This is a genomic window from Bradyrhizobium sp. CCBAU 53340 (assembly GCF_015291645.1).
Classification (GTDB): Bacteria; Pseudomonadota; Alphaproteobacteria; order Rhizobiales; family Xanthobacteraceae; genus Bradyrhizobium.
Genome location: NZ_CP030055.1, coordinates 7,681,090 through 7,705,944 on the forward strand (window position 1 = coordinate 7,681,090; position 24,855 = coordinate 7,705,944).

The 24,855-nt window shown below is 64.1% G+C and carries 17 protein-coding genes and 1 pseudogene; 14 read left to right on the forward strand and 4 right to left on the reverse strand.

Translation table 11 applies throughout. From position 1 onward, the window contains the following. Positions 1-88 precede the first annotated feature (88 nt). Complete coding sequence (locus XH89_RS36355) at positions 89-1,786, forward strand: alpha-amylase family protein (RefSeq protein WP_194465072.1); 1,698 nt, start codon at positions 89-91, stop codon at positions 1,784-1,786. A gap of 66 nt (positions 1,787-1,852) precedes the next feature. Here the strand turns inward: XH89_RS36355 and XH89_RS36360 are convergent, their stop codons facing one another. Continuing rightward, positions 1,853-3,451, reverse strand: coding sequence for an alpha-amylase family glycosyl hydrolase (locus XH89_RS36360; RefSeq protein ID WP_194465073.1), 1,599 nt, complete (start codon positions 3,449-3,451; stop codon positions 1,853-1,855). Positions 3,452-3,625: 174 nt separating this feature from the next. Here XH89_RS36360 and XH89_RS36365 point away from each other — a divergent pair, with 174 nt between their 5' ends. Next, positions 3,626-4,312, forward strand: a complete 687-nt coding sequence (locus XH89_RS36365; RefSeq protein WP_194465074.1) for an MBL fold metallo-hydrolase — start codon at positions 3,626-3,628, stop codon at positions 4,310-4,312. 215 nt (positions 4,313-4,527) lie between these two features. Here XH89_RS36365 and XH89_RS36370 read toward each other — a convergent pair whose 3' ends face one another. Both XH89_RS36370 and XH89_RS36375 read right to left on the reverse strand, forming a co-directional pair. Further along, complete coding sequence (locus XH89_RS36370; RefSeq protein ID WP_194465075.1) at positions 4,528-5,727, reverse strand: PHB depolymerase family esterase; 1,200 nt, start codon at positions 5,725-5,727, stop codon at positions 4,528-4,530. Between the two features lie 139 nt (positions 5,728-5,866). After that, a complete protein-coding gene (locus XH89_RS36375; RefSeq protein WP_194465076.1) occupies positions 5,867-7,279 on the reverse strand; it encodes an MFS transporter in 1,413 nt (470 codons plus the stop codon). Between the two features lie 260 nt (positions 7,280-7,539). On the opposite strand from XH89_RS36375, the gene XH89_RS36380 reads away from it, so the two are divergent. Together XH89_RS36380 and XH89_RS36385 are read left to right on the forward strand one after the other, a co-directional pair. Next, positions 7,540-8,775, forward strand: coding sequence for an LLM class flavin-dependent oxidoreductase (locus XH89_RS36380; protein WP_194465077.1), 1,236 nt, complete (start codon positions 7,540-7,542; stop codon positions 8,773-8,775). A 227-nt stretch (positions 8,776-9,002) separates the two neighbouring features. Beyond that, a complete protein-coding gene (locus tag XH89_RS36385) occupies positions 9,003-10,379 on the forward strand; it encodes a cytochrome P450 (protein ID WP_194465078.1) in 1,377 nt (458 codons plus the stop codon). A gap of 308 nt (positions 10,380-10,687) precedes the next feature. On the opposite strand, the pseudogene XH89_RS36390 reads toward XH89_RS36385, so the two are convergent. Then, positions 10,688-10,818: pseudogene (locus XH89_RS36390) on the reverse strand (2,5-dichloro-2,5-cyclohexadiene-1,4-diol dehydrogenase); the annotation flags it as partial. A 191-nt stretch (positions 10,819-11,009) separates the two neighbouring features. On the opposite strand from XH89_RS36390, the gene XH89_RS36395 reads away from it, so the two are divergent. From XH89_RS36395 to XH89_RS36440, 10 genes are all read left to right on the forward strand, one after another. Further along, a complete protein-coding gene (locus XH89_RS36395; protein WP_194465079.1) occupies positions 11,010-11,975 on the forward strand; it encodes a sensor histidine kinase in 966 nt (321 codons plus the stop codon). Between the two features lie 325 nt (positions 11,976-12,300). Further along, positions 12,301-14,037: a bifunctional diguanylate cyclase/phosphodiesterase gene (locus XH89_RS36400; RefSeq protein ID WP_194465080.1), complete on the forward strand. Its 1,737-nt coding sequence runs from the start codon at positions 12,301-12,303 to the stop codon at positions 14,035-14,037. 273 nt (positions 14,038-14,310) lie between these two features. Further along, positions 14,311-15,753 (forward strand): sigma-54-dependent Fis family transcriptional regulator, encoded by a 1,443-nt coding sequence (locus XH89_RS36405; RefSeq protein WP_194465081.1) that lies wholly within the window; start codon positions 14,311-14,313, stop codon positions 15,751-15,753. Between the two features lie 449 nt (positions 15,754-16,202). Beyond that, a complete protein-coding gene (locus XH89_RS36410; protein WP_246767705.1) occupies positions 16,203-17,507 on the forward strand; it encodes an MFS transporter in 1,305 nt (434 codons plus the stop codon). Between the two features lie 81 nt (positions 17,508-17,588). Next, a complete protein-coding gene (locus XH89_RS36415; RefSeq protein WP_301267461.1) occupies positions 17,589-19,637 on the forward strand; it encodes an acyl CoA:acetate/3-ketoacid CoA transferase in 2,049 nt (682 codons plus the stop codon). Positions 19,638-19,682: 45 nt separating this feature from the next. Next, on the forward strand, positions 19,683-20,927 hold the full coding sequence (locus tag XH89_RS36420; RefSeq protein ID WP_371825189.1) for a substrate-binding domain-containing protein: 1,245 nt from the start codon (positions 19,683-19,685) through the stop codon (positions 20,925-20,927). Between the two features lie 158 nt (positions 20,928-21,085). Then, on the forward strand, positions 21,086-21,862 hold the full coding sequence (locus XH89_RS36425; RefSeq protein ID WP_194465085.1) for an ABC transporter ATP-binding protein: 777 nt from the start codon (positions 21,086-21,088) through the stop codon (positions 21,860-21,862). Next, positions 21,859-22,581, forward strand: coding sequence for an ABC transporter ATP-binding protein (locus tag XH89_RS36430; RefSeq protein ID WP_194465086.1), 723 nt, complete (start codon positions 21,859-21,861; stop codon positions 22,579-22,581). The genes XH89_RS36425 and XH89_RS36430 overlap by 4 nt, the downstream gene beginning before the upstream one ends. Further along, on the forward strand, positions 22,578-23,588 hold the full coding sequence (locus XH89_RS36435; protein ID WP_194465087.1) for a branched-chain amino acid ABC transporter permease: 1,011 nt from the start codon (positions 22,578-22,580) through the stop codon (positions 23,586-23,588). The genes XH89_RS36430 and XH89_RS36435 overlap by 4 nt, the downstream gene beginning before the upstream one ends. After that, positions 23,585-24,667 carry a branched-chain amino acid ABC transporter permease gene (locus XH89_RS36440; protein ID WP_194465088.1) on the forward strand — a complete coding sequence of 361 codons (1,083 nt, stop codon included), beginning with the start codon at positions 23,585-23,587 and terminating at the stop codon, positions 24,665-24,667. Before XH89_RS36435 ends, XH89_RS36440 begins: the two co-directional genes overlap by 4 nt. The last annotated feature ends 188 nt before the right edge of the window (positions 24,668-24,855 follow it).

Genomic DNA, 24,855 nt, shown 5'->3' on the forward strand with positions numbered 1-24,855 from the left:
GGACGACGGCGAATGTGGGAACCCGATCTCATCAAATCACTTATCACGCAGCCGCCGCACCTCGGCGGGAGCATCGAGGCTGCGGTCCATGATCGACGATCTCTGGTACAAGAACGCCATCATCTATTGCCTCTCCGTCGGCACCTATATGGATGCCAATGGCGACGGCGTCGGCGACTTCAAGGGGCTCTTGCGCCGGCTCGACTATCTGCACGGCCTTGGCATCACCACGATCTGGCTGATGCCGTTCCAGACCTCGCCGGGCCGCGACGACGGCTACGACATCGCCGATTATTACAGCGTCGATTCCCGCTACGGCACGCTCGGCGATTTCGTCGAGTTCGCCCATGGCTGCAAGCAGCGCGGCATCCGCATCATCATCGACCTCGTCGTCAACCACACCTCCGACCAGCATCACTGGTTCAAGGAGGCGCGGCGCGACAAGAATTCACCCTATCGCGACTGGTATGTCTGGTCGGACAAGAAGCCTGCCAATGCCAACAAGGGCATGGTGTTTCCCGGCGTGCAGAAATCGACCTGGACGCGCGACAAGGAAGCCGGTGCGTATTACTTCCATCGCTTCTACGATTTCCAGCCTGACCTGAACACGTCGAACCCGCATGTGCAGGCGGAGATCCTCAAGATCATGGGCTTCTGGATCCAGCTCGGCGTCTCCGGCTTCCGCATGGACGCGGTGCCCTTCGTGATCGCCACCAAGGGCGCGAAGGTGAACAAGCCGGTCGAGCAGTACGACATGTTGCGCGCGTTCCGCGAATTCCTGCAATGGCGCGAGGGCGACGCCATCATCCTGGCCGAAGCCAATGTGCTGCCGGATACCGATCTGGAGTATTTCGGCCGCGCGGCCGACCGCATGCACATGATGTTCAATTTCCACGTCAACCAGCATCTGTTCTATGCGCTGGCATCCGGCGACTCCCGCCCGCTCGCGAAGGCGCTGAAAGCGACAAAGCCGCGGCCGCCCTCGGCGCAATGGGGCCTGTTCCTGCGCAATCACGACGAGCTCGATCTCGGACGCCTGACCAAGGCGCAACGCGAGACGGTCTTCAAAAGCTTCGGCCCCGACAAGGACATGCAGCTCTACGACCGCGGCATCCGTCGCCGCCTCGCGCCGATGCTGGGCGGCGACCGCCGGCGGCTCGAGCTCGCCTACAGCCTGATGTGCACGCTGCCGGGAACGCCCGTGATCCGCTACGGCGACGAGATCGCGATGGGCGACGATCTGGCGCTGCCGGAACGCAATTGCGCGCGCACGCCGATGCAATGGTCGACCGAACCGCAAGGTGGCTTCACCAAGAGCAACAGGCCGGCCATCCCCGTCATCGACAAGGGGCCTTACGGCTATGAGCACGTCAACGTCGCCAAGCAGCGGCGCGATCCCAACTCGATGCTGAACTGGACCGAGCGCATCGTGCGCATGCGCAAGGAAGTGCCCGAGATAGGCTGGGGCGATTTTTCGATCGTCCCGGTGCGCGATCCCGCCGTGTTCATCATCCGCTACGACTGGCGCAACAATTCCGTGCTGTTCGTGCACAATCTCGACAAGAAGCCGCGCGAGATCGCGTTTGCGACGGGGCTGCCCGACGATGCCGGCGCGCACCTGATCAATCTGCTGGCAGAAGACCACAGCCACGCCGACAAGCGCGGCCAGCACCGCGTCGTGCTGGAGCCGTATGGTTATCGCTGGTATCGCGTCGGCGGGCTGGATTATCTGCTGAAGCGGAGTGAGGTGGAGAAGACGACGGTGGGGAAGAGGCGCGGAAGGTAGCTCCAATGTCGTCCCGGCGAAGGCCGGGACGACGGCGGAGAATAACGCTGGCGCTTTACCCTTCACTCAGCTCGGCGGCACGACGATCACGCCCTCATTCCCACGCAAATCCAGCACGCCTTCGAGCTTCTCGCCCTCACGATCCAGGAACGTCGACAGCAAGATCTCGCTGCCGAACCGTATCGCGCTGGTGGTGACCGCGACCGGCTCGGGGCCGAGATTGAGCGCGACGACGAGTGCCCTGCCCTGGGCCTCGCGGCGATAGATCAGGAGATCGCCTTGCGCGGCGACCGGATGGTAGTCGCCAGCGACCAGCGCAGGCGAACTCTTCCGCAATGCGATCAGGCGCTTGTACAGGCTCAGGATCGAGCGCGAATCCGCATCGAGATTGACGACGTTCTCGTGGACATGATCCTCCGGCAGCGGCAGCCACGGCTTGGCCTCCGAGAAGCCGGAGAAATCAGAGGAATCCCACTGCATCGGCGTGCGGCAACCGTCGCGGCCGACCCCGATGCCGGGGACGTTCTTCTCGAAGGGATCGCGCACGTCCTCCGGCGCGATCGCGAGCTGATGCATGCCGATCTCGTCGCCGTAATAGAGCGTCGGCGTGCCGCGCAGGGTCAGGAGCAGCATGGCGGCGACGCGCGCCTGCTCGGGCCCGACGCGGCTGGCGACGCGCGGGCGATCGTGGTTGCCGAGCACCCAGTTCGGCCAGGCGCCGCGCGGCAACGCCTTCTCATAGTCGTCGATGATTGTCTCGATCGAGCGGGCGCTCCAGAAGGTCGAGAGCAGTGCGAAATTGAACGGCATCTGCGCGCCGGTGAGGTCGTTGCCGTAATAGGCCATGAGACGGTGCAGCGGCAGATAGATCTCGCCGATCAGGACGCGCGCGGAATAGGCATCCGTCACCCGCCGCATCTCGGCAATGACGTCGAACACCTCCGGCTGGTCGGTGGAATATTGGGTGAGGATCTTTTCGTTCGGCGGCCGGCCCTGGACATATCGCGGGTTGGGCGGATTGTCGCGAAACTCGGCATCCTTGATCAGGTGCCAGATCACGTCGACGCGAAAGCCGTCGACGCCTTTCTCCAGCCAGAACCGCATCACATCGTAGATCGCTTTGCGGACCTCCGGATTGCGCCAGTTGAGGTCCGGCTGCTGGGCGAGGAAGGCGTGGTAGTAATATTGCCCCGTGGCCGCATCGACCTGCCACGCACTGCCGCCGAATTCGGACAGCCAGTTGTTCGGCACGCCGCCATCGGGCGCCGGATCGCGCCAGATGTACCAGTCGCGCTTGGGGTTGTCGCGCGAGGAGCGGCTCTCGATAAACCAGGGATGCTGGTCGGAGGTGTGGTTCGGAACGAGGTCGAGGATCAGCTTCAATCCGTTATCATGCGCAGCAGCGAGCAACGCGTCGAAATCCGCCATCGTGCCGAACAAGGGATCGATGCCGGTATAGTCGGAGATGTCGTAGCCGAAATCGGCCATCGGCGAGGGGAAGATCGGCGACAGCCAGATCGCATCGACGCCGAGCGACTTGACGTAAGGCAGCCGCCGCAAAATGCCGGCGAGATCGCCGACGCCGTCACCGTCAGAGTCCTGAAAGGAGCGTGGATAGATCTGGTAGAAGATGCCGTCGCGCCACCAATTTTCGCCTTGTGCCATCTGTCGAAAACCCACCCAAAATCGGTATCTCGCGCGAGAGAACGCGGAAGGGATGCCCCCGGTTCAAACAGCCACGCCAATTGGGACGGCTGTGTGACGATCGCTGCCGCTGTTCCGCGGACCAACCACGACTATTTTGCTTGGCGGCGCAGCAAAAATCGGCATTGTGAGGCCATGACCGAGCAACCCGACACCCAACAAGCCAAATCTGAAGCGCCGAAGGCCGGCGCGATCATTGTCCCCGTGACGCTGTTCGAGCAGAACTGCACCATCATCTGGGACGAGCCTTCCAAGAAGGCCGTGGTGATCGATCCCGGCGGCGACGTGCCGAAGATTCTCGACGCGATCAAGCAGACCGGCGTCACCGTGGAGAAGATCTGGCTGACCCACGGCCATATCGATCATGTCGGCGGCGCGGCTGACTTGCGCGATGCGCTGAAGGTGCCGATCGAGGGTCCGCACGTCGCGGACAAATATCTGCTCGACAACGTGGTCGAAAGCGGCGCGCGCTTCGGCATGACGGGGGTGCGCAATTTCGAGCCGGACCGTTGGCTCGAGGAGGGCGACACGGTAGCGATCGGCGACTTGACCTTCGACATCCTGCACTGCCCCGGTCACTCGCCGGGCAGCGTGGTGTTCTTCAACAAGGATCTGCGGTTCGCCCATGTCGGCGACGTGCTGTTCGCGGGCTCGGTCGGCCGCACCGATTTGCCCGGCGGCAGTCACGCCACGCTGATCAACTCGATTCTGACAAAACTGCTGCCGCTCGGCGATGACGTCGGCTTCATCTGCGGCCATGGCGCCGGCTCGAGCATCGGCCAGGAGCGGATGACGAACCCGTTCATCACCGGCGAGATGTGAGTTTTGTGCGGCGGCGTCCGCTTGGCGCCGCCACAAACTCCGCTGTCGTCCCGGACAAGCGTAGCGAAGCGGAGCGCTGATCCGAGACCCATAGCCACAGGGAGATGTGGTTACGGAGACTCGGAGTTACGCCTTCGCGCCAAGCCTTGTCCTGTGATTATGGGTCCCGGATCGGCGCGCGCTTGAGGCGCGCTTGTCCGGGACGACAGCGGAGACTACTTCATCAATCCCGCCGCCGTCAGCGCCCGGGTGATGATCTGGCCGAGATCGAAGCCGCGTCCCTGCTCGCGCTTCGGCTCGGACTTCTCCTCGGCGACCTTCACACGGATCGCGCGGGCGAGATGCGGCGCCGGCGGGCGCACAGGGGCTGCCTTTGCCGGAGCAGACTTTGCCGGAGCGGCGGGCTTCGCCTCCGCCTTCTTCTTCGCCTCCTGGATCCAGCCGGTGAGGCCGAAGAATTTTGCAATGTGGTAGGACGACGAAATGCCGGCCTCGATCAGGAACGCACCCTCGACGCCGTAGCGCTGGTCGTTGTCGGCAAGGCCAAGCGGCGTGCCGTGCGCCATGCCGGTGATGGCGTAGGATTCGACCAGCGTCTCGCCGTCCTTGTTCCACCAGGCCTGACGCGGATAGCCGTCGACATTGGTCTCGGCCATCGGCGTCATCGGCAGGTCATGCAGATCGAGCCACTGCTTGACGATCTCGTTAGCATTGCCGGGATTGACGGTGCGATCGGCGCTGCCGTGCCATACCGAGACCCGCGGCCAGGGACCGCGATGGTTCGAGGCCCGCCGCACGAAATCGCCGAGCTCGCGCTCGGGTCGTTCGGGGGAATGAAACATGCCGTCCAGCGCTTCGCGCAGGTTCGAGGCAATGCCGTAGGGCAATCCCGCGATGATCGCGCCGGCCGCGAACACGTCAGGATAGGTGGCGAGCATCGCCGAGGTCATGCCGCCGCCGGCGGAAAGGCCGGTGATGAAGATGCGCCTGGGATCGATGCGATGCGTCTCCACCATATGCGCGATCATCTGGCGGATCGAACGCGCCTCGCCATTGTCGCGCGTGGTGTCCTCGGGATTGAACCAGTTGAAGCAGGTGTTGCCGTTGTTGATGCGCTGCTGCTCGGGCATCACGAGCGCAAAGCCGTAGTGACGTGCGAGCGTCGACCAGCCCGCGCCGAGATCGTAGGACGCTGCGGTCTGGCCGCAGCCGTGCAGCACAACGACCAGCGCGTGCGGCTTCTGCAACTGCGCCGGCACGAACGCGAACATGCGCAAGGCGCCGGGATTGTCGCCGAAGCCGTTCACTTCCGCCAGCGGACTGGACGCAGCGCCGCTCGCGCCAAAGTCGGGCAAGCGCAGACCGTCCATCCTTGGCAGACGTCTCAAGAGGTCGACATTACGGGCAAGCGACACGGCAAATTCCTGGTGGGCGACTTTCAACGTTTACCCGACCAGATAGTTGCTGCAGTGCGAAATGAAAAGACCGTGTGCTGCCGCTCCACCGGAATCACGCAAAATCCAGCGGAAATCGACACATATTAACCGCACTGCCTCAACTTCGTGCAGCGGCGCGGCGCATCCACGACAGAAATGCGACGCAGATCATGATTAACGCCGCAAACAACGCAAGCGAGACGAGAAATCCTGCGCGCGCTGATTGCAACGTCTCGATTGCGAAGAACGCCGCACCGATTGCGGCCACTCCGGCCGCATTTCCGATCTGCGCCGTCGTGCCGTACATGCCGGACGCCGAGCCTGCCGCGACCGGCTTTACCGTCGCGAGCACCGCGCCTGACAGCGGCGCCATCACCAGCCCCTGGCCGTAGCCGAAGATGATCATGACGAGCGCGAGCATGACCGGCGTCGGCGCATCGATCAGGCCGGCAGCAAGCGCGAGCGCCACCAGGCCCGCGATCTGCAGCGCGCAGCCTTCGATCAACACCTTGGTGCCGCGATGCTTCGCGCGTGCGCCGCTGTGGCGCGAGGCGACGACGAAAGCCAGCGCGAGCGGGATGAAGGCGAGGCCGGCGTCGAGCGGCACAATCTTCAAACCGCGCTGCATGAACAGCGTCATCACCAGATAGAACGAGAGATTGGCGGCGAAGAAAAACAAGGCGGCGCCGAGCCCGCGCAGGAAGGCTGCGTCCGCCAGCAGCGTCAGGTCGATCAGCGGCATGCCGCCGGCGCGCGCGACCGCGTGCTCGAGCCTCACGAACGCGAACAGGATCACGCCGCCGCCTCCCATCATGGCCCACAGCCACGGCGCCCAGCCGACATCGTGACCGAACAGCAGCGGGCCGATCACGCAGAGCAGCCCGGCGAACAGGACGACGCTGCCTTTGATGTCGAGCCTCGTGCCCGCGCGCCGCGGCGCCGTCGGCATGATGCGCCAGGCGGCGATGGCGATAACGAGCCCGCAGGGCACATTGACGAAGAACACCGAGCGCCAGCCGGTGTGGGCAAGGTCGATCGTGACCAGCAGGCCACCGAGCAAGAAGCCGGCAGCGCCCGCAAGCCCGAGCACGATGCCGTAGATGCCGAAGGCGCGGCTGCGCGTTTCGTCCGTGAAAAGCAGGTGCAGCGTCGCCAGCACCTGCGGCACCATCAGCGCCGCGGTTGCGCCCTGTGCCAGCCGGGCGATGATCAGCTCCGCGCCTGATGCCGCGAGGCCGCACCACAGCGACGTCGCGGTGAAGCCGACCACGCCGGCGAGAAACACGTTCCTGGTGCCGTGGATGTCGCCGAGCCGGCCGCCGGTGACGACCAGCGTCGCGTAAGCGATCAGATAGATCGCAATGACGGATTCGATCTGCGCCGGCGTCGCGTGCAGCTCGACCGCGATGGTCGGAATGGCGACGTTCACGATGAAGGCATCGACGCCGAACATGAACTGCGCGGCGACGACGATCGCCAGCACCCACCAGCGGCGGGTCGAATCGACAGGCTTTGTGACGATTTGATGCATCGGCGCGGGACCCTCGGAATTTCTCCCCGATGCTCCCAGATCTCCGTCATCGCGGCGATTACCTCCGAGGTAGGATTGGCCTGCCTTATCCCCCTCACCTCTCTCCGTAAGAACGTGGACAGGGAGATGAGACATCTCGTCTCGCCGCCACGCATGCCTGCATTCCGCCGCGCGGGACATCGCGCGATTGCGTTCGCGGCATTGGGCACGTAGCCTTGCGCGGACCCAACAAACAGAAAATCAAAGCCGGAGAGAACGCCATGGCGCGCCTGAAATTCGGAGCCTTCCTTGCCCCGCATCATCCGATCGGGGAGCATCCGATGCTCCAGTTTCGGCGCGATCTCGACTTCGTCGAGCAGCTCGATGCGCTCGGCTATGACGAGTTCTGGTGCGGCGAGCATCATTCCTCCGGCTGGGAGATGATCGCCTCGCCCGAGATGTTCCTGGCCGCGGCCGGCGAGCGCACCAAGCGGATCAAGCTCGGCACCGGCGTGGTGTCGCTGCCCTATCACCATCCCTTCAACGTCGCCCAGCGCATGGTGCAGCTCGACCACATGACCGGCGGCCGCGCCATCTTCGGCTCCGGCCCCGGCGCGCTTGCGTCCGACGCCCATACGCTCGGCATCGACCCGATGACCCAGCGCGACCGTCAGGACGAGGCGATCGGAATCATCCGCCGCCTGTTCAACGGCGAGCGCGTCACCGCGAAGAGCGACTGGTTCACCATGAACGACGCGGCGCTGCAGCTCCTGCCCTTGCAGGAGGAGATGCCGTTCGTGGTGGCGTCGCAGATCTCGCCCTCCGGCATGACGCTCGCCGGCAAATATGGCATCGGCATCATCTCGCTTGGCTCGATGACGACGCAGGGCCTGATGTCGCTGCAGCAGCAATGGCAGTTCGCCGAGGATGCCGCCAGGAAGCACGGCACCACGGTGAGCCGCGCCGACTGGCGCGTGCTGCTGACCTTCCACATCGCCGAGACCCGGGAACAAGCGCGCCGCGAAGCCGGGGCCGGACTGATGCGCTGGCACAACGAATATAATGTCGGCACGCTGCAGCGGCCGGGCCTCACCGCATTCTCCTCGCCGGATGAAGCCGTGGACAAGACCGCCTTCGTCGAGGGTGCGGCCTCCACCATCGGCACACCCGACGACCTCGTCAAAACCATCAAGAACGTGATGCAGGTCTCCGGCGGCGTCGGCGCCATCATCGGCTTCGTGCACGACTGGGCCAACCCGGAAGCCACCCGCCGAAGCTGGGACATGGTGGCGCGCTACGTCGTGCCTGAAATCAACGGCTACATCGATGGCCTGCGCAGGTCGCAAAAATTCGTGATCGAGAACCGCGCGATCTTCGAACGTGCGGGCCAGGCCGTGATGGCCAAGATCATGGAGAATGAGAAGGCCGCCGAGGCGCTGAAGGTGACCGGCCCCGGCCGCGTCGCCATTCCCGCGGTCAACGCGCCCGATCTGCAGAAGGAAGCGGCGAAGCGGTAGGGCGCAAGACCATCCAGTGGTCGTCCCGGCGAAAGCCGGGACCCATACGCCGCAGCAATAGTGTTGCGAAGACTCGGAGTTACCAGTTCGTTCTACAACTACGCCCTGTGGTTATGGGTCCCGGCCTTCGCCGGGACGACAATAGCGATGATGCGATCAAGACTACCGCGTTATCGTGCCCATATTGTGCTACTGTCTTCGGGGTCAGCCAAGCCGGAGCAATCGTCATGTCGATGCAGAATGTCGCCACGCCTGTGCTCGAATATACGGCGCCACGGCGCAACGAGCTGACGCATATTCCCGGCGACGAAGGCTGGCCGGTCATCGGCATGACCTTCAAGGTGCTCGCTGATCCCAAGGGGCATATCGAGCGGAACGGCGCCAAATACGGGCTCGTCTATCGCACCCACATTTTCGGCGAGACCAACGTCGTGCTGCTCGGCCCCGAAGCCAACGAGCTGGTGCTGTTCGATCAGCAGAAGCTGTTCTCGTCGACCCATGGCTGGAACAAGGTGCTCGGCCTGTTGTTTCCGCGCGGCCTGATGCTGCTCGATTTCGACGAGCACCGGCTGCATCGCAAGGCGCTGTCGGTCGCCTTCAAATCGGGGCCGATGAAATCCTATCTCAGCGATCTCGACCGCGGCATCTCGGCGCGGGTGGCGGAGTGGAAGGCCAAACCCGACGAAATGCAGCTCTATCCGGCGATGAAGCAGCTCACGCTCGATCTGGCCGCGACGTCCTTTCTCGGCGCCGACATCGGGCCGGAGGTCGACGAAATCAACCGCGCCTTCGTCGACATGGTCGCGGCCGCCGTCGCCCCGATCCGCCGTCCCCTGCCCGGCACGCAGATGGCGGCAGGCGTGAGGGGGCGCAAGCGCATCATCGCCTATTTCCGCGAGCAGATCCCGCTGCGCCGCGGCAATCACGGCGGCGACGATCTGTTTTCACACCTCTGCCGCGCCACCCATGAGGATGGCGCGCTGTTGTCCGACCAGGACATCATCGACCATATGAGCTTTTTGATGATGGCCGCGCACGATACGCTGACCTCGTCGCTGACGTCCTTCATCGGCGAGCTCGCCGCCAATCCGGAGTGGCAGACCAGACTGCGCGACGAAGTGCTCGCGCTCGGACTTGCCCCGGGCGCGCCGAGCAGCTTCGACGATCTCGAAAAGATGCCGTTGACGGAGATGGCATTCAAGGAAGCGCTGCGGATCAAGCCGCCGGTGCCGTCGATGCCGCGCCGTGCGATGCGCGATTTCACCTTCAAAGGTTATACGATTCCTGCCGGCACCGCGGTCGGCGTCAATCCGCTGTTTACGCATCACATGAAGGACATCTGGCCGGAGCCGGATCACTTCGATCCCCTGCGCTTCACCGAGGACGCCCAGCGCAACCGTCACCGCTTTGCGTGGGTCCCGTTCGGTGGCGGCGCGCATATGTGCCTCGGCCTGCACTTCGCCTACATGCAGGCAAAGTGCTTTGCCCGACACTTCCTGCAGAATATCGAGGTGTCGCTGGAGCCGGGCTACAAGCCGGACTGGCAGATGTGGCCGATCCCGAAGCCGCGGGATGGGCTGAGGGTGCGGATGAAGGCGGTGTGATTTTTTCGTATCCCGGACGCGCGCAGCGCGAGCCGGGACCCAGACTCTTGAAGCGCGCTCCGTTCGGAGAGATGGGCCCCGGCTCTGCAGCGCACCGCTGAAGAGGCGCTGCGCTGCGTCCGGGGCACGAGACATCTCCATCCGCGATCACAACACTCGTAGGGTGGGCAAAGGCGCGGAGCGCCATGCCCACCCTCTTTTTTCTCTAGAGGCAATTGGTGGGCACGGCGCGCGAGGGGCGCGCCTTTGCCCACCCTACGGCATCTCCGCTCGCTGCTACGCTCCCCGATTAAAAGCTTTGCGCAAAGCAGCGCCTCGCCTTCCGGCATGCGCCGGCCTGCGATCACAATTTTGGCACCTTCGGCAACGAAGACTTCCGCAGTCCGATCCCGCTCGTCGCCCCCGTGATCACCGCAACCCTGCCGTCCAGCCAACCGATGGAATGCCTCTGTTTTCGAATGATTTGATGCCAAATGGCGGACACCGGTCGATGACGCCGCGACGATCGGCGCCACGGCCGTCGCGATTTTCGCCGGCTGCTGACACGGCAAGCTTTGCTTGCGCATGCGAGATGCGTAACATTCTCAACCGCCACTCGATTTTCGGACGCATATCGTCACCGGGCTGTGCATGGGGAAGCTGATCGACGAATTCCGCAAGGGCTGGCAGGGCGTGGCGTCGCCATCGCTCGGCCTGAGCATTGCGTTTGCGGTGGCCTGCCTGCTGGTCGCGACCCTGGCCCGCTGGGGTCTCGCGCATGTGCGTCCCGACGTCTACTTCACGCCGTACTTCCCGGCGGTGTTCTTTGCGGCCGCCTTCGGAGGGCTCCGGATCGGCATCGTGACGGCGCTGGTCGGCGGCGTGCTCGGCGTCGTCGTGAATTTCGGCGATGCCTATGCCGATCGCGCGCGCTTCGCCCTGCTGACGCTCTATTGGGGCGTCTCCGCGCTGACCATCTGGGGCGTCGAGCACTACCGCACGATGCTGGCGGAGCAGCGCCGGATCTCCAGGCGTCTGATCGAGGAGGAAGACTATCGCAAGGTGCTGGTCGACGAACTGCAGCACCGGCTGAAAAACAAGCTGTCGACCGTGCATGCCGTGGTGCATCAGGTATTGCACGACCAGCCGCAGGTCTGGGCCAGGGTCGATCCGCGACTACGCTCGCTGGCCGCGACCGACGATCTGATCTCACGGATCGACAAGGCGGGCTGCGACATCCGCGATCTCCTGATCTCCGAGCTCGGCCCCTACGGCCATGTCCGCTTCACCCTCAACGGCGACCGCCTGTTCCTGCCGCCGAAGCTCGCGGTCACGCTGTCACTGATGTTTCACGAGCTCGCCACCAATGCCGGCAAATACGGCGCGTTCTCCTCGCCGCGGGGATTGTTGCAGGTGTCGTGGACCGTCAGCGACGATCGCCTGACCATCACGTGGGACGAAACCGAGGGACCGACCATTGGCGAAATCTCCGCGCCCGGGTTCGGCACCAAGCTGCTGAACTCCGCACTGTCCGCCTTCGACGGCAAGACCGATATCTCCTATTTGAAGACCGGCCTGCATTGCATCATGCAATGTCGCATTCCCAAGAGCGAATAGCCGATAGTTCAAGTCGGCCTGATCGGTCGGGTTCACCTCTCCCCGACGGGGAGAGGTGACAACTGCGGCTTCGGCGCAATGTCAATCAAAGCCATCCCACGATTGGAGCCGCCGCAAACGAAAGCAAACCGCGCATTATGCTCGCGCTTTCGCAAGCGACGTTGACCTTCTGTTAATGACGATCGGCGGCGCGCGTCGCATCGTCGCAAGTTTCTCGCAAAACACCCCCGTATTTCTTCGGACCCCTTAACCAAACCTAAGAGGGAACTGCGCATGATCGCGCTCATTGCAAATGCGCGCTGAAACAACAAGATTCATGACTTCTATGAACGACAATACATATAACGGCGCGAGTGAAGCCGAACTCGGATTTCTCAAGGAAATCGTTAGAATGCTGCCTGCCGGCCTGACCGTGCAGGACGCGCAGGGCAAGCTTCTGCTGGTCAACGATGTCGCCGCGTCCCAGCTCGGCATGGACGGCAGCCGCCCCTCGCCCGATCTCGCGCCGCGCCGCGCGGCTTGCCAGCAGGCACTCAACTCCGGCCAGTCTGTTGTCTCCGAAGAAGCGCTCCACGACGGGGCCGCTCGCCAGGTGCTGCTGACCACCCATCGTCCGGTCCGCCTTGCCGGACGCGAGCTCCTGATCTCGGCCTCCTCCGACATCACCGAGCAGAAGAATTTCGAGGACCAGCTGTTCCGCTCGGCCTATTTCGATGAGCTGACCGGCCTGCCCTCGCGGCGCGTAATCGAGCACCGCGCCAACAGCCTGCTGGCGCGCGACCACACGGCAGAGCGCTTTGCGCTGGCCTTTCTCGACGTCGACAATTTCAAGCACATCAACGACTATTACGGCCATGCCGTCGGCGACGCGCTGCTGATCGAGCTGTCGAAGCGGCTCGGGCGCGACTTGCGCGATTCCGACATGCTATCGCGCATCTCCGGCGACGAATTTTTGCTGCTGCTCTCGCCGATCCAGAGCCAGGAGGAAGTCGCCGAGTTCATGCAGTCGACGCTGGAACGGCTGACCGCGCCGTTCTTCATCGACAATTCGGAGGTGTTCGCCTCGACCTCGGTCGGTGTCAGCCTTTATCCCGATCACGGCCGCAGCTTCGAAACGTTGCGCCAGAATGCCGATATCGCGATGTACCGCATCAAGAACAACGGCAAGGGATGCGCCGCCTTCTTCGATGCCGGCATGGAGCGCGAGGCCCTGGCGCGGATGAAGATCGAGCAGTCGTTGCGGCTCGCCATCCTCGAAAAGCGCTTCTGCTGCGCGTTCCAATCCAAGGTCGACATCCGCACCCAGGCGGTGAAGGGCATCGAAGCGCTGGTGCGCCTGCGCGACGACGAGGGCGTGATCCAGGCGCCCGGCTCGTTCATCGATCTCGCCAGCGAGCTCGGGCTGATCGACGAACTGACCCACCTCGTGCTGGCCGAGATCGTGAAATCGATCGACCTGATCAATGACACCTTCGGCGCGGAAGCGACCATCAGTATCAACGTCGCCGCCAAACAGGCCGGCAACCCCGATTTCATGCGCGGGTTCGCGCAGGCGCTTCGGGACACCGGCTTTCCCCAGCGCTTCATGATCGAGGTGACGGAAGACGCCTTCGTCGCCAAGAATCATTTCCAGAGCGAGATTCTGCCGTTGTTCCGCAAGCTCGGCGTCGGCATCTCGATCGACGATTTCGGCACCGGCTATTCCTCGCTGTCGGCGCTCGCCGACATCACCGCCGACGAGATCAAGATCGACCGCTCCTTCATCACCGACATCCATAAACGGCCGCGCAGCCAGGGCATTCTGCGCGCGATCGAGTCCTTAAGCGAAGCGCTCGGCATGACCGTGATCGCCGAGGGTCTCGAAACCTACGAAGAGCTCGCCTATCTCCAGGCCGCGACCAAGATCCGCTACGCGCAGGGCTATTATTTCGCGCGGCCCATCTTCCTGGAAGAGCTGAGGCTCGCCACGCCGGCCTCGAGTGAGTCCCGCGCCAGCGTGTCCGCCCGTCCGGCGCAGCAGAACCGCCAGGGCTATTCGCGGGCGAGCGGGTATCGGCGATAAGCCGACTGAGGCGTAGGACGCAAGAGCGGCGCGACACCTACCGCTGTCATACCGGGGCGCGAAGCGCGAACCCGGGATCCATAATCCCAGGGAGCGGTGTGACGCGAAGCTCCCACCCCGAGTCTTCGTCAAACTTCTCCCTGTGGGTATGGGTCCCGGGCTCGCTTCGCGCCCCGGGACGACAGCAATTGCCGAGCTGCCTCAGGTGCCTTTTCCCCCTTTGAAATTACTGCCCTTTTGGTAATACACAGGCGGACCTCCCCGAGGCACGCCATGTCCACCCCGAGCTCTGTCGTCAGCGATCCCGCCTATATCCGCGCCCGCGCCATGGAGACGCTGTTCGAGCGGCTGGAGCATCTCTGCGAGGGTGCCATCGCGATCGATCGCAGCGGACGGGTGGTCTACGTCAACGAGAAATACGTCACCGCGATCGGCCTCTCGCATGAATCCGAGGCGCTCGGCCGCCCGATCGAGGAGGTCATCCCCAACAGCCTGATGCGCAGGGTCGTGGAGACGGGCGAACCGATCATCCTCGACATCATGGAGCTCGGCGGCCAACAGCTGGTCGTCACCCGCATGCCGATCGAGGACGAGAAGGGGAATGTCATCGGCGCGATCGGTTTCGTGCTTTACGATCGTCTCGAAGGCCTGAAGCCGCTGCTCGCTCGCGTGACCCAGCTCGAAAACGACCTCCGGCTGGCGCGGCGGCAATTGTCGAATGCCCGCGCGGCGCGCTTCACGTTCAACGACTATGTCGGCGCGACCGCGGGTATCGTACAGGCCAAGGAGCTCGCCGGCCGCGCCGCCCGGCAGAACGTCACGGTCCTGCTCACCGGCGAGACCGGGACCGGCAAGGAGATGCTGGCGCAAGCGATTCACAACGCCTCGTCCCGCGCCGAGAAGCCGTTCGTCAGCGTCAACGTCGCCGCGATCCCCGATACGCTGATCGAATCGGAATTCTTCGGCACCGCGCCCGGCGCCTATACCGGCGCGGATCGCAAGGGACGCGAGGGCAAATTCCGGGTCGCCGACGGCGGCACGCTGTTTCTCGACGAGATCGGCGAGATGCCGCTGCAATTGCAGGCCAAGCTGCTGCGCGTGCTGCAGGAGCGCGAGATCGAGCCGCTCGGCTCGGACAAGATCTCGAAGGTCGACGTGCGCGTGATCGCCGCCACCAATGTCGATCTGCATAAGCGCGTCAGCGACGGCGCGTTCCGGCCAGACCTCTATTACCGTCTCAACGTGCTCTCGATCGACCTGCCGCCGCTGCGCGACTGCCTCGGCGATCTCCCCGAGATCAGCGCCCGGCTGCTCGAAGACATCAGCGCCACCGGCGACTATGTCAGCGCCAAGATCACGTCGAGCGCGCTCGCGGCGCTCGCACGTTACGACTGGCCGGGCAATGTCCGCGAGCTTCGCAACGTCCTGGAGCGCGCGCTGATCCTGAGCGATTCCGGTCGGCTGACCGGCGACGATTTTGCCCGCATCCTCCCCGTCGGCACGGATTCGCGGCCGGCTCCGGCAGCGCGGGCCGCCGGCATCGTGGTGCCCTATGCCGAGGCCGAGGCGGAGTTCGAGAAGCAAACGCTGGAACAGGCGCTCGCCGCCAGCAACGGCCAGATCTCCGAGGCCGCCAAGATGCTGCGCATCTCGCGCGCGACCTTCTACAAGAAGCTCGCCAAGTTCGGCCTCACGACGGGGACGGCGCCGGTCTGAGATCCTTGACGCGGATGGAGTGGTAGCTGCTGCCAAACTCTCGGTGTCGTCCCGGACAAGCGTAAGCGCAGATCCGGGATCCATAGCCACAGGATTGAGTTTGGAGAAGATTCGCAGTTGCCAGCTCGCGCCAAACCAAATTTCGTGGTTATGGGTCCCGGATCAGCGCTCCGCTTCGCTGCGCTTGTCCGGGACGACAGCGGAGTAAATGGCTCGCCGTCGTGCGTACTGCTCAGTCGCCTGAGCTCGTCTGAGTTTCGAGACTGATTTTGTCTGGAGTCTCGGATTCCGGACACCTCGCCGGGCGCCTCGTTCCCCCTCCAGATGCGGAAATTGCCGGGTTTTCAGCCATATTGCGCAATGCCAATGCAGTTGGCGCGGGCCTTGCTCTTCGCTTTGCACAATGACGCATGCTGCACATGCGCATTCGCAACCAGGGAGGACGCAAGATGAGTGAAGCGATCTCAGTCCATCAGCTTCAGGCGAAACAGCCCTCGCACGTCACGGTCGCCACCGCGAGCCTGATCGGCACGGCCATCGAGTGGTACGATTTTTTCCTCTACGGCACCGCCGCGGCGCTGATCTTCAACAAGCTGTTCTTCCCGACCTTCGACCCCATGATGGGCACGCTGCTGGCGTTCGCGACCTACGCGCTCGGCTTCATCGCGCGTCCGCTCGGCGGCGTCGTGTTCGGGCATTACGGCGACAAGATCGGCCGCAAGACCATGCTGTATCTGACGCTGCTGATCATGGGCGCGGCGACGGCGGCGATCGGCTTCCTGCCGACCTATGAAACCGCCGGCATCGGGGCTGCGATCCTGCTCGTCACCTGCCGTCTGGTCCAGGGCTTCGGCCTCGGGGGCGAATGGGGCGGCGCGGTGCTGATGGCGGTCGAGCATGCGCCGGAAGACAAGAAAGGGTTCTATGGCAGTTGGCCGCAGCTCGGGGCGCCGCTCGGCCTCGTGCTCGGTACGCTGGTCTTCTCGGTGGTGTCGGCGATGCTGACGGACGCCCAGCTCCTTGCCTGGGGTTGGCGCATCCCGTTCCTGTTCTCGATCGCGCTGGTGCTGGTCGGCCTGTGGATCCGCTTCACCATCGCGGAATCTCCCGAGTTCCAGAAGGTCAAGGACTCCAAGCAGGAAGTGAAGATGCCGATCGTCGACGCGATCAGGATGTATCCCAAGAACATCCTGCTCGCGATGGGCGCGCGCTTTGCGGAGAACGGCTTCTTCTACATCTACGCCACCTTCGTGCTGGCCTATGCGACACAATCGCTCGGCATGAACAAGCAGGACATGCTGAACGGCGTGCTGATCGCCGCCGCGATCGAGACCTTCACCATCCCCGCCTTCGGCGCGCTGTCGGACCGGATCGGGCGGCGGCCGATCTACATTTTCGGCGCGGTATTTTCCGCGCTGATGTCGTTCCCGCTGTTCATGCTGCTGGCGACCAAGAACCCGCATACGGCCTGGATCGCCATCGTGCTGGGCCTCGCCATCGGGCATGCGGCGATGTACGGTCCGCAGGCGAGCTTCCTGTCGGAGCTGTTCGGCACCAAGGTGCGCTATAGCGGCGTCTCGCTCGGCTACAACCTCGCCTCGATCTTCGCCGGCGCGCTGTCGCCGTTGATCGCGACGGGCCTGATGACGGCCTATGCGCCCGCGACCTGGCCGGTCTCGCTCTACATGATCGCGCTCGCTATCATCACGGTGGTCTCGGTCTATTTCGCCACCGAGACGCGCAAGGCCGGTTAGCCCCGGCCCGACCGCAGGCTACAAATATCGGAGCGGCCATCGAAGGCCGCTCCCGACAAGATCAACATGGGAGAACACGCCGTGAGCCAGCATCCTGCCTTGGCTTACCTGCCCAATTCCGAGAAGGGCAAGATCGTCACGGCGACTGAAGCCGTGATGCTGATCCGCGACGGCGACACGGTCGCCACCGGCGGCTTCGTCGGCATCGGCTTTGCCGAGGAGATCGCGCTGGCGCTGGAGGAGGTCTATCTGGCGAGCGAGGGCGATGCGCCCTACACGCAAGGCAAGCCGCGCAACCTGACGCTGGTCTATGCCGCGGGCCAGGGCGACGGCAAACACCGCGGCCTCAATCATTTCGCGCATGAAGGCCTCGTCCGCCGCGTGATCGGCGGCCATTGGGGCCTTGCGCCGAAATTGCAACAGCTTGCGATCGCAAACCAGATCGAGGCCTACAACCTGCCGCAGGGCGTGATCACGCATCTGTTCCGCGACATCGCAGCACATCGGCCAGCCCACGTCACGCGCGTCGGCATCGGCACCTTCGTCGACCCCCGGCACGGCGGCGGCAAGCTCAATGCGCGCACCACCGAGGACATGGTGGAGCTGATCACGCTACGCGGCGAGGAATGCCTGCTGTATCGGACGTTCCCGATCAATGTCGGGATCATCCGCGCCACCACAGGCGATCCCGACGGCAATCTGACCATGGAGAAGGAGGCACTGACGCTGGAAGCGCTGGCGATCGCCATGGCCGCGCATAATTCCGGCGGCATCGTCATCGCCCAGGTCGAGCGGGTCGCCGAGAGCGGCAGCCTCAACCCGCGCCAGGTCAAGATCCCCGGCGTGCTGGTCGACTGCGTCGTCGTGGCCAAGCCCGAGCATCACTGGCAGACCTTTGGCACGCAGTACAACCCGGCCTATTCCAGCGAAATCCGGGTGCGCGCGACCTCGCTGCCTGAAATGCCGATGAGCGAGCGCAAGATCATCGCGCGCCGCGCGGCTTTCGAGCTGAAGGCCAACAGCGTCGTCAATCTCGGCATCGGCATGCCCGAAGGGATTGCCTCCGTCGCCAATGAAGAGCGCATCATCGACCTCATCACGCTGACGGCGGAGCCCGGCGTGATCGGCGGCATTCCCGCCAGCGGCATCGATTTCGGCGCGGCAATCAACACCCAGGCGGTGATCGACCAGCCCTATCAGTTCGACTTCTACGACGGCGGCGGGCTGGATGCCGCCTTTCTCGGGTTGGCGCAGGTCGATCGCACCGGCAATCTCAATGTCAGCAAGTTCGGGCCGAAGCTCGCCGGCGCCGGCGGCTTCATCAATATCAGCCAGAACGCCAAGGAGGTCGTGTTCGTCGGCACCTTTGCCGCCGGCAAGCAGCGGATCGCCGTCAACGACGGACAGCTCGCCATTGTCGAGGAGGCGAAATCCCGCAAATTCGTCGATCACGTCGAGCACGTCACCTTCAGCGGTCCCTTCGCCGCTGCGCGCGGACAGCGCGTGCTTTACGTGACCGAGCGCTGCGTCTTCGCGCTCCGGCCCGACGGGCTCGAGCTCACGGAGGTCGCGCCCGGCATCGACATCGAGCGCGATATCCTGCGCCTGATGGATTTCAAGCCGCTGATCCCGCGCGATCCGAGCCTGATGGATGCGCGCATCTTCCGCGAAGGTCCCATGGATCTGCGCGAACGGCTGCTGACCATCCCGCTCGACCAGCGCTTCACCCTCGACGAGGACCAGAACCTGTTCTTCATCAACCTCGAGCGCTATCCCTTGCGCAGCAAGGCCGAGATCGACGAGATCGGACGGATTGTCGCGGCCAGGCTCGGCCCGCTCGGCCGCAAGGTCTACGCCATCGTCAATTATGACAACTTCTCGATCCTGCCCGAGCTACTGGACGATTATTCGGCCATGGTGCGCAGCCTGGTCGACCGCTTCTATGTCGGCGTGTCGCGCTACACCACATCAGGCTTCCTGCGCATCAAGCTCGGCGAGGCGCTGGAGCGGCGCGGCGTCGCGCCACATATTTTCGAGAGTGCGGAGGAAGCGCAGTCGGATTGGCGGCAGGTCGAGGGCGCGCCTCCGATCTCCGGCGAGCCGCCTCCCGCGCGGCAAGCTCAAAAATAATGCATGCTCGCCTACCGATACAGTCGACCGGAAGGTTGAATTGCAATGTTCACACCGTTGTGCAAATCGCTATTGCCGAGAAACTTTAAATCAGGAGGGACCATCGTGCGTCGATCATTTGTCATAACAACAACCATTCTCGCGCTCGCCGCGGGCGTGTCCGCGCACGCCGATGACCTCAAGGTCGCGCTGATCTACGGCAAGACCGGTCCGCTGGAGGCCTATGCCAAGCAGACCGAGACCGGCCTGCAGATGGGCTTTGAATACGCCACCAAGGGCACCATGACGATCGACGGTCGCAAGATCGTCATCATCCCCAAGGACGACCAGAGCAAGCCGGACCTTGCCAAGACGGCACTCGCCGAGGCCTATCAGGACGACAAGGCCGACATCGCCATCGGCACCACCTTCTCGGCCGCGGCGCTGGCGATGCTCCCCGTCGCCGAAGAGAACAAGAAGATCCTGATCGTCGAGCCCGCCGTCGCGGATCAGATTACCGGCGAGAAGTGGAATCGCTACATCTTCCGCACCGCGCGCAACTCATCGCAGGATGCGATCTCGAATGCGGTCGCGATCGGCAAGCAGGGCGTCACCGTCGCGACGCTGGCGCAAGACTATGCCTTCGGCCGCGACGGCGTCGCCGCCTTCAAGGAGGCGCTGGCCAAGACCGGCGCGACGCTCGCCGCGGAGGAATATGCTCCGACCTCGACCACCGACTTCACCGCGGTCGGCCAGCGCCTGTTTGATGCGCTGAAGGATAAGCCCGGCCGCAAGGTGATCTGGGTGATCTGGGCCGGCGCCGGCAATCCGCTGGCGAAACTCCAGGACATGGACCCGAAGCGTTACGGCATCGAGCTCTCCACCGGCGGCAACATCTTGCCGGCGCTCGCCGCCTATAAGAGCCTGCCCGGCATGGAAGGCGCGACCTATTACTACTACGACATCCCGAAGAACCCGGTGAACGACTGGCTGGTCGCCGAGCACCAGAAGCGCTTCAACTCGCCGCCGGACTTCTTCACCGCGGGCGGCTTTGCGGCTGCAATGTCCGTCGTCGCCGCCGTCACCAAGGCGAAGTCGACCGACACCGAGAAGCTGATCACGGCGATGGAAGGCATGGAGTTCGACACGCCGAAGGGCAAGATGGTGTTCCGCAAAGAAGACCATCAGGCACTGCAGAGCATGTATCACTTCAAGGTCAAGGTCGATCCGAACGTCGCCTGGGCCATTCTCGAGCCGGTGCGCGAGCTAAAGATCGAGGACATGGACGTTCCGATCCGCAACAAGCGGTGAGCGTGCTTCACCTCTCCCATAGGGAGAGGTCGCGCCGAAGGCGCGGGTGAGGGGTTCCGAACTTTCGTGGGACCCGAGCCCCCTCACCCGATTTGCTGCGCAAATCGACCTCTCCCCGTTGGGGAGAGGTGTCACAACCGGCGACGAATTTGGCTCCAATGACGCTTTCCCTCGAAACCCGCGACCTCACCATCCGTTTCGGCGGCCATGTCGCGGTCAACAATGTCAGCTGTACGTTCCGCCCGGGCGAGCTCACCGCCATCGTCGGGCCGAACGGCGCCGGCAAGACCACCTATTTCAATCTGATCTCGGGTCAGCTGCGCGCTTCCAGCGGAAGCATCCTGTTCGACGGCACCGACATCACCCAGCACTCCGCGCCGCTGCGCACCCGCGCGGGGCTTGGGCGCGCATTCCAGCTCACCAACCTCTTTCCGAATCTCTCCGTCGAAGAGAACGTCCGCCTGGCCGTGCAGGCGGCGAACGGCACCCATTACGATATGCTGCGGCCCTGGATGGTCCGCCGCGATCTGATCGCGCGCGCCGATGGCATCCTCGACCAGGTCGCGCTCGGCAATCGCCGCAGCGTCGCCGCGACCGCGCTGTCGCATGGCGACCAGCGCAAGCTCGAGGTCGCGCTGATGATGGCGCTGGAGCCAAAGGTCTTCATGTTCGACGAGCCGACCGCCGGCATGAGCATCGACGAGGTGCCGGTCGTTTTGAACCTGATCGCGCAGCTCAAGCAGGACAAGAGCAAGATCATTCTGCTGGTCGAGCACAAGATGGACGTGGTGCGCTCGCTCGCCGACCGCATCATCGTGCTGCACAACGGCCAGCTCGTCGCCGACGGCGCACCTGCCGAGGTGATCGCCTCGCCGATCGTGCAGGAAGCCTATCTCGGCGTCGCCCCCAAGAGCGCTGCAGGGAGTGCAGCATGACCGACCTTCTGAAACTCTCCGGCGTTCACACCCATATCGGCCGGTACCACATCCTCCAGGGCATCGATCTCGCCGTGCCGCAGGGGCAGGTCACGATGCTGCTCGGCCGCAACGGCGCCGGAAAGACCACGACGCTGCGCACCATCATGGGCCTGTGGCCGGCCTCCTCAGGCGAGATCACGCTCGCCGGCGAGCGCATCGAGAGCCGCGCCACGCCCGACATCGCCCGGCTCGGCGTCGGCTATGTGCCGGAAAGCATGGCGGTGTTCTCCGACCTCACGGTGAGAGAGAATCTCGTTCTCGCCGCCCGCGATGCGGCGATGGACGACAAGCAGCTGGAGTGGATCTTCGGCTTCTTCCCGGCGCTGCGCCGGTTCTGGCTGTCGCGCGCGGGAAGCCTCTCGGGCGGGCAGAAGCAGATGCTGTCGATCGCACGCGCGATCATCGAGCCGCGCAAGCTGCTCTTGATCGACGAACCGACCAAGGGCCTCGCGCCCGCCATCGTGATGGCGCTGATCGAGTGCCTGAAGGAGATCAAGCGCAAGGGCGCGACGATCCTGCTGGTCGAGCAGAATTTCTTTGCCGCCCGCGAGCTCGGCGACAGCGTACTCGTGATGGACAACGGCACCATCGTCCATCGCGGCGAGATGGCGGCGCTTGCCGCCGACGTGCCGTTGCAAGAGCGGCTGCTCGGCCTGAGCCTGGAGGCACATCAGTGACTGAACTTGCCGCGTCAGATCCGCTGCCGAAGCCGAAGCGCGACATCGCACCGATCCTGCTGCCGGTCGCGCTCGCGCTTGTCATGATCCCGCTGGTCGGCTCGCCCTCGACCTGGCTGACGCTGACGGCCGCGAGCCTTGCGATGGGCATGATGATCTTCATCATGGCCTCCGGGCTGACGCTGGTGTTCGGCCTGATGGACGTGCTGAATTTCGGCCACGGCGCCTTTATCGCGGTCGGCGCCTATATCGCGACCCTGGTGTTTGCGCCGTTCGCAGCCTCGGTACAGGCCGATTCGCTCTGGGTGAATCTTGCCGTGCTGGCGCCGGCGGCGCTGCTCTCGATGGCCGTCTCCGGCGCGCTTGGCCTCGTCGTCGAGCGCGTGCTGATCCTGCCCGTATATGGTCAGCACCTGAAGCAGATCCTGATGACGACGGGCGGCCTCATCGTTGCGGAACAGACGCTCTATGCGTTGTGGGGGCCGCAGATCATCCCGATGCCGCTGCCGACCTCGCTGCGAGGCTCCTTCATCCTGGGCGACGTCGCAATCGCCAAATACCGCGTGCTGGCGATGCTGATCGGGCTCGCCGTCTTCATCGCGATCCAGCTCGTGCTCAACCGCACCAAGCTCGGCCTTCTGATCCGCGCCGGCGTCGAGAACCGCGAGATGGTCGAGGCGCTCGGCTATCGCATCCGCCGCCTGTTCCTCGGCGTGTTCATGACGGGATCGGCGCTCGCCGGCCTCGGCGGGGTAATGTGGGCGCTCTATCGCGAGCAGGTCCACGCCTCCATGAGCGACGAACTCACGGTCTTGATCTTCGTCGTCGTCATCATCGGCGGCCTCGGCTCGATCGGTGGCTGCTTCATCGGCGCGATCCTGGTGGCAATGGTCGCCAATTACGGCGGCTTTCTGCTGCCGAAACTCGCCCTCGTCTCCAACATCCTGCTGATGGTTGCCATTCTGATGTGGCGGCCGCGCGGCCTCTATGCGGTGACCAGCCGATGATGATCCTGTCGGGCGATCTGCCGCGGAGCCGCGTGCTCACCCTCATTCTCGTCGTCATCATCCTGGCGCTGGCGGCGACACCGTTCCTGTTCCCCGGCGCCAAGGCGCTGAACGTCGCGGCCAAGATCTGCGTCTTCGCCGCGCTGGTCGCGTCCTACGATCTGCTGCTCGGCTATACCGGCTCGGTGTCGTTCGCGCACACCATGTTCTACGGCATCGGCAGCTATGCGATCGCGATCGCGCTCTACGGCATGGGTCCGAACTGGGCCGCGGTCGCAACCGGCATCGTCGTCGGCCTGCCGCTGGCCGCGCTGCTCGCGCTCGCCATCGGCCTGTTCTCGCTGCGGGTCGCGGCGATCTTCTTTGCCATGATCACGCTCGCGGTCGCCTCCGCCTTCCAGGTGCTGGCCTCGCAGCTCTCCTGGCTGACCGGCGGCGAAGACGGGCGCAGCTTCCAATTGCCCGAGCTGCTCCGTCCCGGCACGGTGCTGATCTCCAAGAATCTGCTCGGCTTCGAGATCAACGGCCGCATCCTGACCTTCTACCTGGTGTTCGCCATCTCGGCCCTGATGATCCTCGCGCTGCTGCGCGTGGTGAACTCCCCGTTCGGGCGCGTGCTGCAGGCCATCCGCGAGAACCGCTTTCGCGCCGAAGCGCTCGGCTTCCGCACCGTATTCCACCTGACCTACGCCAACTGCCTCGCGGCGCTGGTCGCCGCCGGCGCCGGCATCCTGAACGCGCTATGGCTGCGCTATGCAGGCCCCGACACCTCGCTCAGCTTCTCGATCATGCTCGACATCCTGCTGATGGTCGTGATCGGCGGCATGGGCACGATCTACGGCGCGATCATCGGCGCCACCATCTTCATCCTTGCCCAGAACTACCTGCAGTCGTTGATGGGCGTCGCCTCCAAGGCAGCGAGCGAAGCCGGTCTGCCGCTGCTGCCCGGGCTGCTTCATCCCGACCGCTGGCTGCTCTGGCTCGGGCTGCTGTTCATTGCCAGCGTGTATTTCTTCCCGACTGGCGTGGTCGGACGGCTGCGCCATGGCGGCGGCAAGAGCGCAAGCGCCTCGCGTTAAGCTTCGATTAACGATGCAGCGCAGCGTGCCATGCAGGTGCTGTGCAACCGGCGCGCGGCGCTCCCGGGCTCGCCGGCCGTACAGGTCTGCAACCGGTTTAAGCCATAGGTAACCGGCTTTCCTAAGCATTGCGCCATCTGTCCATAGTATTGCTGTTCCTCCAGGGGAGTGGGATGCGCCGGATTTTT

What these genes read in the sequence shown, in the direction of transcription:
- XH89_RS36410 (WP_246767705.1), top strand. Translation starts at nt 16,203, where the DNA reads ATGAGTGAAGCGATCTCAGTCCATCAGCTTCAGGCGAAACAGCCCTCG.
- XH89_RS36425 (WP_194465085.1), top strand. Translation starts at nt 21,086, where the DNA reads ATGACGCTTTCCCTCGAAACCCGCGACCTCACCATCCGTTTCGGCGGC.
- XH89_RS36440 (WP_194465088.1), top strand. Translation starts at nt 23,585, where the DNA reads ATGATGATCCTGTCGGGCGATCTGCCGCGGAGCCGCGTGCTCACCCTC.
- XH89_RS36395 (WP_194465079.1), top strand. Translation starts at nt 11,010, where the DNA reads ATGGGGAAGCTGATCGACGAATTCCGCAAGGGCTGGCAGGGCGTGGCG.
- XH89_RS36355 (WP_194465072.1), top strand. Translation starts at nt 89, where the DNA reads ATGATCGACGATCTCTGGTACAAGAACGCCATCATCTATTGCCTCTCC.
- XH89_RS36360 (WP_194465073.1), bottom strand. Translation starts at nt 3,451, where the DNA reads ATGGCACAAGGCGAAAATTGGTGGCGCGACGGCATCTTCTACCAGATC.
- XH89_RS36430 (WP_194465086.1), top strand. Translation starts at nt 21,859, where the DNA reads ATGACCGACCTTCTGAAACTCTCCGGCGTTCACACCCATATCGGCCGG.
- XH89_RS36365 (WP_194465074.1), top strand. Translation starts at nt 3,626, where the DNA reads ATGACCGAGCAACCCGACACCCAACAAGCCAAATCTGAAGCGCCGAAG.
- XH89_RS36375 (WP_194465076.1), bottom strand. Translation starts at nt 7,279, where the DNA reads ATGCATCAAATCGTCACAAAGCCTGTCGATTCGACCCGCCGCTGGTGG.
- XH89_RS36385 (WP_194465078.1), top strand. Translation starts at nt 9,003, where the DNA reads ATGTCGATGCAGAATGTCGCCACGCCTGTGCTCGAATATACGGCGCCA.
- XH89_RS36380 (WP_194465077.1), top strand. Translation starts at nt 7,540, where the DNA reads ATGGCGCGCCTGAAATTCGGAGCCTTCCTTGCCCCGCATCATCCGATC.
- XH89_RS36400 (WP_194465080.1), top strand. Translation starts at nt 12,301, where the DNA reads ATGAACGACAATACATATAACGGCGCGAGTGAAGCCGAACTCGGATTT.
- XH89_RS36420 (WP_371825189.1), top strand. Translation starts at nt 19,683, where the DNA reads ATGTTCACACCGTTGTGCAAATCGCTATTGCCGAGAAACTTTAAATCA.
- XH89_RS36405 (WP_194465081.1), top strand. Translation starts at nt 14,311, where the DNA reads ATGTCCACCCCGAGCTCTGTCGTCAGCGATCCCGCCTATATCCGCGCC.